The sequence below is a fragment of the Ensifer sp. R1-3 genome (assembly GCF_056739175.1).
Window position 1 is genome coordinate 506,297 of record NZ_CP096516.1, and the last position, 13,573, is coordinate 519,869.

The 13,573-nt window shown below is 57.8% G+C and carries 15 protein-coding genes and 4 pseudogenes; 9 read left to right on the forward strand and 10 right to left on the reverse strand.

Annotated features, from left to right (window positions below; translation table 11 throughout):
- Positions 1-52 precede the first annotated feature (52 nt).
- Positions 53-871 (reverse strand): SH3 domain-containing protein, encoded by an 819-nt coding sequence (locus tag M1D43_RS19730; RefSeq protein WP_127643122.1) that lies wholly within the window; start codon positions 869-871, stop codon positions 53-55.
- A gap of 552 nt (positions 872-1,423) precedes the next feature.
- On the opposite strand from M1D43_RS19730, the gene M1D43_RS19735 reads away from it, so the two are divergent.
- Positions 1,424-1,648: a hypothetical protein gene (locus M1D43_RS19735; RefSeq protein ID WP_158528764.1), complete on the forward strand. Its 225-nt coding sequence runs from the start codon at positions 1,424-1,426 to the stop codon at positions 1,646-1,648.
- Positions 1,649-2,010: 362 nt separating this feature from the next.
- Here the strand turns inward: M1D43_RS19735 and M1D43_RS19740 are convergent.
- Together M1D43_RS19740 and M1D43_RS19745 are read right to left on the reverse strand one after the other, a co-directional pair.
- A pseudogene (locus tag M1D43_RS19740) lies at positions 2,011-2,194 on the reverse strand (hypothetical protein); the annotation flags it as partial.
- Positions 2,195-2,264: 70 nt separating this feature from the next.
- The gene (locus M1D43_RS19745; protein WP_164828661.1) at positions 2,265-2,690 is read right to left on the reverse strand and encodes a hypothetical protein; all 426 of its coding nucleotides are present in this window, start codon (positions 2,688-2,690) and stop codon (positions 2,265-2,267) included.
- Between the two features lie 459 nt (positions 2,691-3,149).
- On the opposite strand from M1D43_RS19745, the pseudogene M1D43_RS19750 reads away from it, so the two are divergent.
- Positions 3,150-3,466, forward strand: a pseudogene (locus tag M1D43_RS19750) (low affinity iron permease family protein).
- 1,035 nt (positions 3,467-4,501) lie between these two features.
- Here M1D43_RS19750 and M1D43_RS19755 read toward each other — a convergent pair.
- Positions 4,502-4,753, reverse strand: coding sequence for a DUF982 domain-containing protein (locus M1D43_RS19755; RefSeq protein WP_164873304.1), 252 nt, complete (start codon positions 4,751-4,753; stop codon positions 4,502-4,504).
- Positions 4,754-4,836: 83 nt separating this feature from the next.
- On the opposite strand from M1D43_RS19755, the gene M1D43_RS19760 reads away from it, so the two are divergent.
- The 3 genes and pseudogenes from M1D43_RS19760 (at position 4,837) to nusG (ending at position 6,644) form a co-directional block, all read left to right on the forward strand.
- Complete coding sequence (locus tag M1D43_RS19760) at positions 4,837-5,100, forward strand: hypothetical protein (RefSeq protein ID WP_234826427.1); 264 nt, start codon at positions 4,837-4,839, stop codon at positions 5,098-5,100.
- A gap of 559 nt (positions 5,101-5,659) precedes the next feature.
- Positions 5,660-6,031 carry a GcrA cell cycle regulator gene (locus M1D43_RS19765; RefSeq protein WP_327436968.1) on the forward strand — a complete coding sequence of 124 codons (372 nt, stop codon included), beginning with the start codon at positions 5,660-5,662 and terminating at the stop codon, positions 6,029-6,031.
- Positions 6,028-6,644: pseudogene (gene nusG, locus M1D43_RS19770) on the forward strand (transcription termination/antitermination protein NusG). Before M1D43_RS19765 ends, nusG begins: the two are co-directional and overlap by 4 nt.
- Positions 6,645-7,141: 497 nt before the next feature.
- Here the strand turns inward: nusG and M1D43_RS19775 are convergent.
- From M1D43_RS19775 to M1D43_RS19785, 3 genes and pseudogenes are all read right to left on the reverse strand, one after another.
- Positions 7,142-7,360, reverse strand: coding sequence for a hypothetical protein (locus tag M1D43_RS19775; protein WP_127643119.1), 219 nt, complete (start codon positions 7,358-7,360; stop codon positions 7,142-7,144).
- Positions 7,361-7,566: 206 nt separating this feature from the next.
- A complete protein-coding gene (gene istB / locus M1D43_RS19780) occupies positions 7,567-8,304 on the reverse strand; it encodes an IS21-like element helper ATPase IstB (RefSeq protein WP_498814431.1) in 738 nt (245 codons plus the stop codon).
- 12 nt (positions 8,305-8,316) lie between these two features.
- Positions 8,317-9,190, reverse strand: a pseudogene (locus M1D43_RS19785) (IS21 family transposase).
- Positions 9,191-9,715: 525 nt separating this feature from the next.
- On the opposite strand from M1D43_RS19785, the gene M1D43_RS19790 reads away from it, so the two are divergent.
- The gene (locus M1D43_RS19790) at positions 9,716-9,853 is read left to right on the forward strand and encodes a hypothetical protein (protein ID WP_164873290.1); all 138 of its coding nucleotides are present in this window, start codon (positions 9,716-9,718) and stop codon (positions 9,851-9,853) included.
- A gap of 169 nt (positions 9,854-10,022) precedes the next feature.
- Here the strand turns inward: M1D43_RS19790 and M1D43_RS19795 are convergent, their stop codons facing one another.
- The gene (locus M1D43_RS19795) at positions 10,023-10,205 is read right to left on the reverse strand and encodes a hypothetical protein (protein ID WP_498814432.1); all 183 of its coding nucleotides are present in this window, start codon (positions 10,203-10,205) and stop codon (positions 10,023-10,025) included.
- 108 nt (positions 10,206-10,313) lie between these two features.
- On the opposite strand from M1D43_RS19795, the gene M1D43_RS19800 reads away from it, so the two are divergent.
- Entirely contained in the window at positions 10,314-10,736 is a 423-nt protein-coding gene (locus M1D43_RS19800) for an MT-A70 family methyltransferase (RefSeq protein ID WP_234844528.1), read from the forward strand.
- 106 nt (positions 10,737-10,842) lie between these two features.
- On the opposite strand, the gene M1D43_RS19805 is transcribed toward M1D43_RS19800, so the two are convergent.
- Together M1D43_RS19805 and M1D43_RS19810 are read right to left on the reverse strand one after the other, a co-directional pair.
- Complete coding sequence (locus M1D43_RS19805) at positions 10,843-11,088, reverse strand: DUF982 domain-containing protein (RefSeq protein ID WP_010975409.1); 246 nt, start codon at positions 11,086-11,088, stop codon at positions 10,843-10,845.
- Positions 11,089-11,261: 173 nt separating this feature from the next.
- Positions 11,262-11,564: a DUF982 domain-containing protein gene (locus M1D43_RS19810; protein ID WP_164873292.1), complete on the reverse strand. Its 303-nt coding sequence runs from the start codon at positions 11,562-11,564 to the stop codon at positions 11,262-11,264.
- An 895-nt stretch (positions 11,565-12,459) separates the two neighbouring features.
- On the opposite strand from M1D43_RS19810, the gene M1D43_RS19815 reads away from it, so the two are divergent.
- Positions 12,460-13,191, forward strand: coding sequence for a carboxylesterase family protein (locus tag M1D43_RS19815; protein WP_127643070.1), 732 nt, complete (start codon positions 12,460-12,462; stop codon positions 13,189-13,191).
- An 89-nt stretch (positions 13,192-13,280) separates the two neighbouring features.
- Complete coding sequence (locus M1D43_RS19820; protein WP_267901633.1) at positions 13,281-13,406, forward strand: hypothetical protein; 126 nt, start codon at positions 13,281-13,283, stop codon at positions 13,404-13,406.
- The last annotated feature ends 167 nt before the right edge of the window (positions 13,407-13,573 follow it).

A 13,573-nucleotide genomic window follows, 5' to 3' on the forward strand; every position in this document is an offset into this window, starting at 1 on the left:
CGCGCAATGCGACAGAAACTAAGTGGAATCGTGCAGTGGGAAGATCAGCGGTTTAGTCCGGCTCGCTGCCTGGTTTGTATAGAGAGAATACCTGAATCTGCGTAATTGGAACGGTGGAGATGTATTTCTGGTGCACCCAGCCAATCTGGACTACCGCGTTCTCTGGATCAGGAAAAAGCACACTAACCATTACCCAATCGTCGCGAACGCTGTGCCTCAGCAATTTCGTACCGCGGTCAAGCAGCCTGAGAACTTTGGCGTCTAGCGACGGTTCACTTCTAAGCCTCAAATTGTCCACGTCGACTACAGCATAATCTATGGGAATCGACGCAGGTACGTCAGGAATTTCCTGAAACCTTGGGTCTTTTTCTGCCTCGCGGCTCACCGGCTTCGGCGGAAACAGTGTGCGGCTCAAGGCTTCATAGGCCCCGCTGCCTGCCATCGAAATCAAAATGCTCCCGAGTATCGCCTTGAAAGAGTTTATCACGAATGGCGATTGCCCCGACCGACGGTCAACATCGATCCTGATGCGTATTCGCTCGTGCTGGTCGACCGCCGCTTTGCTTTCTGCAAAATCGGCAATGAATTTCAGTGCTGTTTCTTTCAGCTTCTGGTTATTTATGCTCTCCAAGAACGACCGATTATTCGCGAGAACGCTCGCGAAGTACTGGGCGGTAGATTCGTGATTAGACAAGAGATTTTCTTGCTGCTCAAAGAGGCCACTAATGTTTGAGATAATTTTTGCTACGCTCTCATGTTGCAACTCTGGTTCCCGGGAACCTGCGCCACGCTCACCGAATTCGGCTTCAATATAATTCCTGAGATCTGTGAGGAGGTCTCGCAGCCGCTCACAAGCGCCATTCCTATCCATGATCGAGGCCCCCGCATTGGTGCGCGTTCACTATAAAGCGCTTGGATTTCGCCGACCGCAAGTGGAGAATGTACGGTAACGAACCCGACCAAGCAGGTAGCCAATCCCTAGCTCGATGTCTCCGGTCTAGATGGCCGGTGCCTGGAGGTGAATGCAGATTTGATCTTGCTTCAGTCGATGGTACAATAGAGCCATAGCGACGTACGAAGCGGTTCCCTTGAATGGAACAGGGCAATGAGCCCATCTACATAAATGACCACGTCCCGTCCGGAGCTGCAGCGGTCACCCACCTCCTCCACTGCAGCTCTGTTTGTGTCAGGTCATCTCTCGGTCTTACCGGACTCCAGCGCTAACGAAAGAATCGGGAAGACACTCGGGCTCAAAGTACGACCTAGGCATTCCCTAACTCGTGTTGATGACGTTGCAAGCTCCTGCTGGATTCTGAAGGTGGCAGCGTCCCATTGGGGGGCGGGAACTGGGAAGGACGCTGCCACTCGGTCGGCTTCTGCGGAGAAACGAACGAAGGGGCCGACGCGAAGTCTGGAGGGAAGAATGATCGTTGTTGCCGGCGACGCGAGTTCAGACTGTCCGCCGCGGATGGTTCCCGAGATTTTTGGGTTTACCGAAAGAAAAGCAGCGCTCCGGCAGATGCGATACGAAGCGCTGCAGTTGTCCGACATCTGCGATAGTTCGCGAGTCGACATCCAGAGGAGAAAACAACCTTCTGAAATGGGAACGCCTCTCAAACGCCGTGTTGGCCGGAATGTTCCGGAATAATCCCATTTTCAAGGCTGGCCACATTCAGGCGGGCTCCGGTAGCGGTTGAGGATGAGGACTGTCGTCCACCGCCATCATCGTCCTCCAGCCACCCCTGCCAATCGTCGCTCAACACGCCACCACGACCGAAGTTCCCAGTGTTGCCGAACTGCGAGCAGCCCCTGTCCTTCATGTTCGTAAAGCGATTCAGGCACTCTTCGCCCTTTCGAGTTAATCCGGACGTCTTGGTGGAGGGGGAAAGCCATTTGGCAAATTATTGTATGTGCTCGCAGCGCGCTAAGGCACGAAAGTAACGATATAGCTTTTCAGGAGCAATTTAGAGCAGACCCCGCCACGAGCCAAGGGATGTTGGTGGCGGGGTTGCTTGCGCGGCGAAGGTAGAGCGTCTGCGTAACGAACGGCGCGATCGCCGGAGACCGCAACACCGTCTCGACATCGAAGATTGCAAAGATCCCGAAGGATTCGGCAATTCCCGAGTTCCTGGACGCCGCGCACCTCGACGGGACGGCGATACTGATCGAGGCCGGCATAGGCCCGCCTTTGGTTATGCCGCTACGCTAAAACGGCGATTAACGGCTTGAGCCGTCGACGGTATGAGTCGCAGCATTATCGGCTGCTACTCCCCCGTTTGTGGGTTTCTTGCAATTCGTTCGCCTGTTTGGGGGTTTCTTGCTCCTTCGCCCTGCGCTTTCCCCGAGCCTGTCGGACCACTCTCCTTGGAGGCAGGCGCTTCAGCTCCGTTTTGGGGGCCGCCCAGCCAATCACCACTCTTCTCGGTGTTGTCGGAGGCAGGTGCTTCGGCTCCGTTTTGCGGTCCGCCCAACCAATCTTTTGTAGCTTCCGTCGTCTTCGCCTGATTGCCGGTTCCGGCGGGCACTATGGCTTGCTGCCCGTTTTGTTGATAACCGGCTTCGGTCTCGCCGCTATGCTGCTCGGAAGCCTTTCCCCTGCCAGACCAAGTAGCTTCACCGGGGGCAACCGCGTATTCGGGTGGGTCTTGGATTGTCTTCTTAGCGGGAGGAGTCTTAGTGTTTTCGGTCATGACGATCTCCACTGTTGCGCGTTGTTGGATTTGGGTCGGGCGAACCCCGGGTTCTCTGTTGAGCCGGCGTCAGGTCGTCCAGGAGGGTGCGGCGTGGTCGTCTGCTGCATGGATTCACCGAGCCTGACATTCCTTTCAGTCACGCTCACGAACGTCATGAAGCTATCAGGATAGTGGATAAAAACTACCCTACGTTTTAATAGTGCGCGCCGTTTTACCGGCGAAAGTTGTAATTGAAGAACCCAACACCAGCGTGGAATTTGGAGGGTCGGAGCGATCGCATGCATCGTTCAAGACCGTCAGGGCGCGGCCGACGAAGTGACCATATATCACCTTGGTTCATGCGCATGGAGGGCGCTATCCGGCATTGAACACCTCAGGCCGGACTAGATCTTTGTTGACGCGTTAAGGAGAGCACCGATTTGCGGGAGAACTGACAGTGAACCGATTTCTTTTCGAATGGCTGATTTCCTTTCTCGCCCGCCAGGCTTCTTTTTTATGATCGTGGCAATGATTGTCAGCACCGCCTTGGTGCCTTTCGGTCTGACAAACGTGATCACATATGCGCTGTCAGTCGCTGCAATAGTGATCACCAGCGTCGTTTTGATCCAAGGCTATCGCGACACGGCGCAATTCACGCCAAGCTCGATGAAATCATCGTCTCGATGCGTGAAACTCGGAACGAGGTGGTCGGCCTAGAGCACGAACAGCCAGAGCGCATTGCCGCGGCAGTCGAGCGTCTCGAAGCGGAAGCCGAGAATCAAGCCAGAGCTTGAATCGCGCCTGGAGGGACGACGGGAAGCTACGCCATGCAGCGTTCAAGGGCATAAGGCTGAAACAGGATGACGCGCGGGTGTTCGAGCTGATCTAGCCCGAAAACTCCAAATGCAAATTCAAGTCGCCGGCTCCCGAAATAATTCCCGAACTGACCTTCTGGACATGCCGTAAAGCCTCGTGCATCAGGGCGTCCAGAAAAGTAGCCCTCTCTCCTGGAGGTCAAGAGCGCTGCCGCACTTATTGATTAGGAGCGATCACATTCACCATGCCAGGTGCTTGCGGCGACGTCCTTTGGCCAAGATGCTTTCTTCGAAAACGCCGCCATCGAGATTTATGGTGACCTTATCGAAGCCGAAATCCGACGTGATGCCGTTGTGCGTCGTATGGCGGCTTGTGGTTACAGCGGCCGTCAGCCGGCGCCTTCGGTCGAGTATGATCCGACATAATATAACCCGGCGTCACCACTCCATATCTTACCGTCGACAGCGTGGCGCTGGATGTCCCCGCCAATCTCACGTCGTCAGTTCAGGCAAGGGCCCATCACAAGGGCAATCAGTACCGCTGGTCAATCATTGCCGTTAATGGCGGCGAGACGGAGAGGGCTAAGGGGAACGGCGCCGCGCTCGGACCTTGCTTCGGGCTGATCGCCAAAAGACCGAGGTCCGCCGCTTTCTCCGATAACGGCAGACCTCTGACCGCCTGGGAGTGATGGGTGTTGGCGGCTGGGGATCAGGAAACCACAATCAGTTTCCTGCAGCCATTAGCCAGTGCGGCTTAGCCCCGCTGAACATTTCCAACAACAATCAGGAGCTACCAATGAGCGCTAACCGCTCAGCACGTTCGCGACGCCGCAAAGGGCAGAGTGAACGAGATCAATCTTGCGTCCGTGCTGGGGACGCTGACAAGTACGGCGCCCCATTCGGAGGAGCGGAGACTGGATCGGGCAGAAAAGCGTTGGCCTGACGACCACCACCCGTGCTCCAAGCGCGCACGCTCTGAGCCGAGCCTGACAAGGGGAGGGTAGCCGCGTGATCTCAATGCAGGGTTTTAATCCTCGCCTCTTCGACCGCCGCGAGGAAAGCGTCTCGTGCAGGCGCTGCCGAGGCGGCGCCGAGCATCGCATCCGTGCAGGAGTTCAGCGCCGCGGAATAGCTTCGGCCGGTCGTATCCGGCCAGTTTTCGCTAAGCAATTGAGCCGCATAAGCGGGTGACCACACGATTTGAATGCCTTCGAGATTGGGCAGATCGATGATTACGCATTCGTCCCATTTCTCAGCCATGTTCATTTACCTGCTGTTTCTGACGGTCTAACCGACTTCCCTCTCAATCGTTCCAGAGTAACTACCGTTGCTTGCAAGGGGAGGGCAGCATGATCAAGCTCTACCTACCGTATGCACCGTCCGGCCGGGACCTCTACAACGGCTGGGGCAAGACGCGCCGCCTGTTCCCACCTGCAAGAAGTGGCGGAACGACGCCGCTACTTCATCGAGGCCTGAAGCAGGCGATTGCCAGCCCTCCGCTCTGCCTGCGGCGCCAAAACATGCGGCAGCATTTGACAAGCGCTCGAAGGCGATTCTCCGATGCCTTCAGCACTACGGCTTCATCAAGAGCGACAGTCTCTGCGATGGCCTGATCCCTGGGACGGCGATCTAGGGCCGAGTGCGACGTCATCATCCAAGTACGGGAAGAAGGGATTGCGGCGTGAGCGTGATTGCCACGGCTCTGAAGCACATGCTTGCCGACGGCATGGACTCCGACGCGATCGTTGCCGCTGTCGCGGAGATGGAGCGTGAGATGACGCCGGGCGTCGACCGTGCTTCCGAGAAGCGGCGCGAGTGGGATCGCGAAGGGATGCGGAAACAGTGGAATTGTGCCTTGTCCGGTGGAAACAGGTGGAAACGGGTGGACGCTGAGCCCTTTCCTCCCCGGAGATCGCCGCGACGCTCACCAACCAGGCGCCAGAGATCGATCGCTCTCCTGAGGCTCCTGCGCCAATTGGTCCGCCGAGCTCGCACGGATGCTGGCATTGCCGGACGCACGCCTGGTCAGCGCCGAGCAGATGGCCTACGACGAAAGATCGAGATGGACATCGAGCCGGTCGAAGAGGAGCAAGCGGCATAACTATCCGGCACCGCACCGTCGACTTCGATGCTGCTTCTAAGCCTTGGAAGGACGATCTGTCGGCTTCACAGATGGCAAGGCGCTTCCGTGTGTCTCCCAACGTCATCGCTGGGATCGCATTTCGAAATCGCGCGTTGTTCTCATGGAAGCCGCGAGCTCGCAAATTGCCGACCGCACGAGAGCAAGAGAGAGCTCCGCGGAAGGACGAGACTGCAATGCGCGACCGCAAGCCCGATACCGTGATCATCCCTCCCCACAAATATGACCTGGAGCGACTGCCGTTCGCCAAACGCCTCTTAGAATTGAGGCCCGGCGAGTGCATTTGGCCCATCAACGACGGCACCCCTTTCCTGTTCTGTGCAGCAAAGACCGCCGGGAAGTACTGCCAACACCATCAATCCAGAGCGGTTGCAGTCCATCGCATTGCGAAGAGGGAAAAATGAAGAGATCACGTTGGTACGCAATCCGTGTTGCCCCGGGCTATCAGCGCATGGCGGCCGTCGACGAGCGCCTGCCGGAAAGTCGGCGCATGGAATCGATCATCGAGCGGAACTGCCGCAAGGACGGCTTCGACATCTTCATGCCGTCCTTTACACCGAGTTGAGGCATCACCGGACGAAACAGATCCTACAGAAATGGTTCCCGTTCCTGGTCGGCTATGCCTTCGTCAATTTGCCGAGGCTGAATTTCGAGGAGCTCCGCCGGGTCGACGGCGTCGTGTGCTTCCTGCGCGGTGCCAACTAGGGCCGCTCGAGTTCCCCGACGGTACCATCGAGGCCCCTGTACTTCGCCGAGCACGAACGCCGGCAGGCCCTCCTCTAGGAGCAGCACTGCCGGAAGGAGAACGAGCGCCCCGAGCAAATCCAGCACCTGCGCGGCCAGCTCCGCAAGATCCTGCCTAAGGGGAGGAAGGCGCGCGTCTCCATGGTCAATCAGACCGAGAGCGCTATAGATTCTCTAAGCCCGCAGATCAAAGAGCCCGTGGAGAAAATCATGAGCGAATTGAGCGCGCTCACCGCCGACGCGGAGGTTGAAAATATGCGCAAAGGCGTATAGGTTTCCTCAAGTGATTTGTTGTGGCTGTTCAGTTGCGGACCTCTGTTGAGGGAAGATTCGCCGGGCCACCGCCGAGGTAGGCGGTGGAAGCAATGCGCCCGAAATCCAGGCAGCGCATACTCCGAAAGGACAACTTGTTCAGAAAACCCCCGCCCTCTATAAAGTTTGCATAAGCGCATTTGTCGGCGGGGGGATACGTTGGCAATCGCGCATTGCTTTCGACTTGTGGCCACGGAGTACTGGCACGAGTTTTGAGAGCGAAAAGACAGAAGGCCGGGGCCGCCAACGTGCCTCGGCCTTTTTGTTGCCTTCGCCCGGTAGTGCTGTTGGAAAAGGCAGATAGACCGCGACTGGGCAAGCGGGACCACCCGATGACCGCCGTCCATGCGGTAGGGTGATCGCCTTTCCTTTCACGAGCCCGCCTCGCTTTAGGCAGATGCCACTGAATGACCGACGTTGTGTGCCGACGGCCGGCTCATCCAGGGCTCACCGGGCAGTTATTGCTCAGTATGCACCGTGAACTTCGGAGCGTCTTCGCCGGCCCCTTCTGCAAGGAACTCGAGCAGCACCGAAATTAAGAACTCCGCGGCCTCTTTGTTCACCAAAAGGCCGATGGTGCCCAAGTCGGTCTCGAGATTGAAGCGCCCAATCAATGGCTCTGACGAAATTGTCTGGAATTCACTGTCTAACAAGCGGTTTTCTTCCAGCTCTGACATTTTCCCCTCCTGCTAGAACGACACGATGCGCAGGAGTTCTGTGGATTGGCAATCAATCTAGTTTTCCGATGACCGCAAGGACTGCCGATTCCGATGAAGCCGCCCCTTTGTTCCGAGATGATTGCGCCCCCGGTTTCCGGGATGATCGCGCCCCCTGTTAGTGGGGTCTGCAGGCGATGATTGTTGTCAGTCATTCAGGCGAGGTGTCAAGCTTTGCGCGGTAGATTTCGGCGCAGACTATCGCCGCTCAATTCGATGCGGTGGGCATTGTGGACCAACCTGTCGAGTATGGCATCGGCGTAGGTTGGGTCGCCAATGACGCCGTGCCATGCGGACACGGGAAGTTGGCTGGTAATGATCGTTGATTTGCGTCCATAGCGATCTTCGAGGATTTCCAGCAGGTCGTGGCGGGCCTGTTCGTTGAGCGGCTCGAGCCCCCAATCATCCAGTATCAGGAGCTGAACATGGCCCAAGGTTCGTTGCAGGCGGGCGTAGCGGCCATCACCACGCGCGAGCGCAAGCTGGGCAAACAGCCTTGGGACACGCTGATAGAGAACTGAGCGATCGTCTCGGCAAGCCTTGTGGCCGAGAGCGCAAGCCAACCAACTCTTTCCGACACCCGAGGGGCCGCAAATGGCCAGATTGTCATAGGCGTTGATCCAGTCGCCACCGAGCAGCTTCATGAAGAGAGGACGGTCGAGGCCGCGGTCGGCGCGATAGTCGACATCTTCTGGGGTGGCCTGGTGGCGAAGCTTGGCAAACCTGAGGCGTGCCGCAAGCTTCCGATCGTAACGGGAGCTCCATTCCCGTTCGAGCAGCAGTCCGAGCCATTCGGCGTGCGAGAGATGTTCGGCTTCGCCGTTGGCAACAAGTTCGCCAAAGGCCTTTGCCATGCCGGCCAGGCCCATGGCATTCAATTTATCCAGTGTTGGATGGGCAAGCATCTTTCGTTCTCCTTAGTGGTAATAGCGAGGTCCGCGGATGTTGGCGTGATGGATCGGTTCATGCGGCGCCGCTCCATTTGAGGCAGCCGTCCGGTCAAGGTGATTGTCGAGGATGGATCGCACCGAGCCATAGGTTCGTGCGCCAATCTCCAACGCACGGCCGCAAGCGGCATTGACCCTGTCGCGGCCGAAGCTCTTGTTGAGGCGGATGATGCCGAGGCAAGCTCGAAAGCCCTGCTCGGGATGAGGCCTGTCGGCAAGAATGCGCTCGCACAACAGCGCAACATCCGGCCCCATCGCAGAGGCTTCGCGTTCAATCGTCCAATCCAGTCGGGAAGCGTCTCGCTCCAACGTGCCTGCGCATATGAAAGGCTGATGCTCTCAGAACCGCCACGAACAGGTGCGCCTGCCGTGTCTTGCCGGACAGCCGATCAACGACAACCGTGACCGTGTCGCCGGCGTAGTCGACGAACAGCTTGTCGCCGGCCGCGTGATCCTGCCGCATCGTCACAGGCAACTTCATCGCCCAGCCGCGGTAGAGATCACAGAAGCGACTGTAGCGATAGCCCTCCGGAAAACGGCTGATGTATTCGTCCCAAAGGATCTGCAGCGTCATATGCTTGCGCTTCAGCTCGCGGTGGACCTGCGTCCAGTCCGGCTCAGGGCTCCGACGATGACCCGTCTTCGTCCCGGCTGCCTTGTAAAGCGCCGCTTCCAGGACTGCATCGCTGACGTCGTCACCCAACGGCCACGATAGCTCCGCAATGGCCGCACGCCGAAGCGTCTCGCGCACCGTCGATGGCGCAGCTCCAACCCGAACCGCGATCGACTTGTGGCCAAGTCCTTGTTCGAAGCAATATCTCAATATCTCGCGGACACGCCGCATCTCCAGTCTCTCCGCAGGCATCCGTTCCTTCCTCGTCACGTCGAAGGAAGAAACTTCACACCAGCAGAACACCCACGCCAGATGCTTTCCGATGGGGGCGGCATCATCTCGGAATCAGGGGGCGGATTGCCTCGGAATTTGCACAAGGACCCAAGCATCTGTTCAGGCCGAGGCCGCAGACCGAGGCAACCGAGGACCAACCTAGCCCGCTGTAAGCTCCCCGGCACCGACCGCAGATCGGCTCAACCAGTTTCGAGGCAATGCCTCAACAAGATCGGGAAGGCGGACAGTAGTTCGTGAAGATCGGGATTCGTGCCTGGTCGTCCCTTCCCGAGCAGAATCGGGAAGAGGTGACATCTATCCACGTGCGCTACTGCGCAGCTTCCCGAGCCATAACAAGGCCTGCGTCGCCTCTCGTAGAAGCGCACCGTTGCGGGCTATGGGCCGATGCCAGAGGGGCATTGCCTGAAGGCCTGGATAGCAACCGGCTCAACACGGACCCTTCCAATTGGGCCCTGATACCACGTGGCCTTCTGCCTCATCTCGGCGGAAGTTTGGCTGGGTTTCGACGGCGCGGAGCCTGAGGAGAAGCCGGTCATCATGTCAGTCGCCAAGCTGAAGCATGCAGTGAAGCAGGTGCGGACGAAGGCCGGTGCGGCATGACCGATCCCGCCGAAATAATCGCATGGCTAGATCGGCCGCCGTTCAAAAAAGCCTCGTCCTGAAACGGAGATCGAGACCAAGGAAAACGACATCGCCCGATTCGAAGCGGCCGCGGCGCGTATCTGAGGGCGCTCGACCGCAGAGATCAGGCCAGGAGCGCGCCATGACCTCAGTTCCTCATTCTCTGCGGGATCTCTTCGCCGGGCACCGGACTGATGTCGGGTGGCTCGTCCGGGCCTACGTCCGGCTCTGGCTCTTCGATCGGTGGCTCGGGCAGATCTGGCGGCACATCCGGCGGCATGTCTGGCTGGAATTCAGGGTCGTTGGGCTTCGGGATCGGCGTCGTAGCCATTCAGGCCTCCTCTTTGAGGCGCAACCGATGCTGGGCTGTGTTTGTTCCACGAGCCGGGAGTTGTGGCGTGAGCGATTGGTTCTTTGACCCGCTTCCCTCCACTACGAGATGATTGTCATCGACATTCCGTGGCCGTTCAACCTTTACAGCGATGCGGGCGCTAAGAAGTCGGCATCGGCACACTACGACGTCATGAGCGCCGAGCAGATCCGTGCGCTTCCCGTCGGTCAACTCGCCAGCATGAATTGCCTGATCTATTCGCGGGCGACGGCTCCGCATCTCCCGTTCACGGTTGAATGCCTGAAGGCGTGGGGCTTCGAGTACAAGAGCTTCATGGCTTGGCGGAAGACGACTGCCGCCGGCAAGGTCCGCATGGGCACCGGTTGCCGTGTCCGCACCACCGGCGAGATTGTGTTCGTTGGCACCCTCGGCAATCCGAAGCAGTCCCATGTTCCGCCGACCATCTTTGATGGCATCGTTCGCGAGCACAGCCGCAAGCCAGACGAGTTCTATGCCCTTTCTGACCTGTGATGCCGCACGCGCGGCGCGCCGACGTGTTCGCTCGAGAACAGCGCCAGGGTTGGCACGCCTTCGGCAATGAGGTCACCAAGCTCGATCCGGAGGTGGCGGATTGATTTCAAGCGAGCAAATCAATCTTCGCCTCGTTGATCGCCGCTATGAAGGCGATCCTCGCACGCTCCCCCGTACATATGCCCACCATGGCGTCCGCGCACGCGTTGATGGCCGTGCCGTAAGCACGTCCATGATCCACGGGCCAACTGTCGATGAGCAAGCGTGCAGCGTAGGCGGGATGCCACACGATCTGTACGCCGTCCAGATCAGGCAGATCGAGGATGACGCACTCGCCCCAAACGGTACCCATTACAAAATTCCTTCGGGTGAATCAATGCAAACGCGCGGGCAGCGAGATTGTTCCAACCTCGCTGCTGCCGCCGGCAAGATGAGGGCGTCGGCATGATCGAGCTCCACCCCCCATACCCGCCGGGCCGGGAACAGAGAGGCCGCGATCGCAGCCTCTCCCCCTCGAGTGGTGGCTCAGGCAGAAACGCGTCCGCTGCCGGAACTTGGCTTGATCATCCACGGGAGAACTGCGGGTGCTTTGACCAGGATCCCCTTCTTCTTTCCGAAGGCTCGGATCGCATCCCGCGCAACCTGAATGGGCTTATGGCCGTCATGCGCCATGTAGCAAGTCTTCAGGGTGGCGTCGTGCACTATGTCGTGGTCGCGCTCCGGCCACCCCTCAAGAAAATCGATGGCATCGTACAGGTTCGTAATCTCTCGGATCAGATCCTTCTTCTCCTTCAGGTAAACCGGTCGAGCAAACATCTTCGAGTTCATTTCAGCCTCACTGAATACGACGGTGTTCAACAAGGAAGGCGCTGCGGACCAGCGCCCGGTGTTGATTTGTTGTCTCTGTTCAGCGGGTTCAAGAGGTCGGTGATCGATCTTCGTCGCTACTCGTCCGAGGTGCGCCATGACCATCCGGGAAGCCTACGCCAAGTTCGGGCCCGACACGATGCCGATTGCCGAGACCTTGGACATTAAGGAACACGAGGCGGCTCCCTTATCAACATGAAGATGAATCGCGATCGATTAGGCCCGACGGTATGCCAGATGGCGGCTTGAACACTCCCCAGCGAGCGATACGAGACTGTGAACAGCTCTCGGCTAGTGCGCCTCGCGTGCGCCATCCGCCTGTTCACCGAGAGCCCGCCGGCTCACCGCCGAGTTACGCCGTAGGAGAAATGCACCCAATTCATTGCGACTGGCCTGCGCCCTTGTTTCGAACACATTGGTCCCCTATATACCACGCATCGGCATTGCTTATGAGCGCTGATAACTCGCCGCTCGCAATTGCTGCATCGTTTTCGACTTTTGACCACGGATGTACTGGCACTGGTTTGGTAAGCGATGATGAGGAAGGTCGGTGCGGTTTCGCCCCGGCCTTTTTTGTTGTCTGGTGATAAGCACCTGTCCCGCGTCTATTCGGTAAGGTGGTCACCTTTCATTTCCGCAGGCAGGGCAACGGGTAAGCCGCCTGGCTCATAACAACGAAAGACCAGTTCGATTTCCCGGGCCTGCAGCCAATCGAAAGGCCGCGGGGCAAATTCAGACTGATGCTATTGATTGACCAGCTCTGGCTGATTGGGTGATTGTGGAGCGGCGGGAAGCATTGTCCGCAACCACACCATGTGCCAACCTGTCCTCTGAACGTTTCAGAGGAGGTGGTGTAATGTTGCGTGGAATTTTACCTTTGGCTGCAATAGCTGCGCTCGGCTTGTTCGATCCTGAGACCGCAAATGCAGAGCAGGTAGCACTCACTTCGACTGTGAGCGTTAAGAATGAGCTCAAGTATCTTTTGTACACGCCGGATGGATACGCGACGTCAACGGAGAGTTATCCCCTCGTTATATGGCTACATGGAGGAGATCAGGGCGGAAGTGATATCGACAAAGTCAAATCGAGCGGCATTCCAAAACTGATCGAAGACGGGAAGAAATTTCCATTTCTCGTCTTTTCTCCCCAAAACCCGAGCGAAGAACTGCTGTATCCTATTGAGAAAGTGGACGCTGCACTTGAGGAAGTAGCTTCAAAATATCGCGTTGACCGTTCACGGATCTATGTGATCGGTTTTAGCCGGGGCGGCTTCGGGGCTTGGGCCTTGGCCGAACAGTTTCCAGATAAGTTCGCCGCTATCGTCCCAATCGCCGGCGGTGGCAATCGGCACTATCTCAATAGAACGAACGAGAAAGCTGCATTCTGGGTCTTTCATGGCTCAAACGATGGTGTAATTCCGTTATCGGATTCCGTTGTGCTTTATGAACGCCTTAAAGCTCTGGATCGCAATGCTCGACTGACCGTATTGGAAGGTGTCGATCATTCCGGCGTCGAGTGGGCGACCTTGAATGATGCTGAACTCTGGGATTGGCTGCTGAAGCAGCGTCTTGAGGGCGCGCCTCAATAGCATGATGATCGCGCTTACCGATGCGGAGGGAGGTCGGTGTGGTTTCGCGCCGGCCTTCATTGTTTTTCCGAGAAATTGATCTTCTTGCGATGTGGCAGATACGGCCGCAACTCGGGCGGCTGCTCGGTATTGAGTTCGTGCGCTTCCGCGACCTCCTCATCGAGGACGTGCGCATAGCGGGTGGTCTCGACATCGGCGTGGCTGATGCCTACTGACGGTTTTCATATTCCTGGTCTTTCGCAGGAGCCTCGTCGCCAGACCATGGCGGAAGTCGCGGAATCGGAAATTCTCGACCTTGGCCTTCGCTCTGATGCGCTCCACCGCGTCTCGAGGCCTATAATGATGCCTTCTTCGATCCTTCCCATCTACCTTGTATGACTCT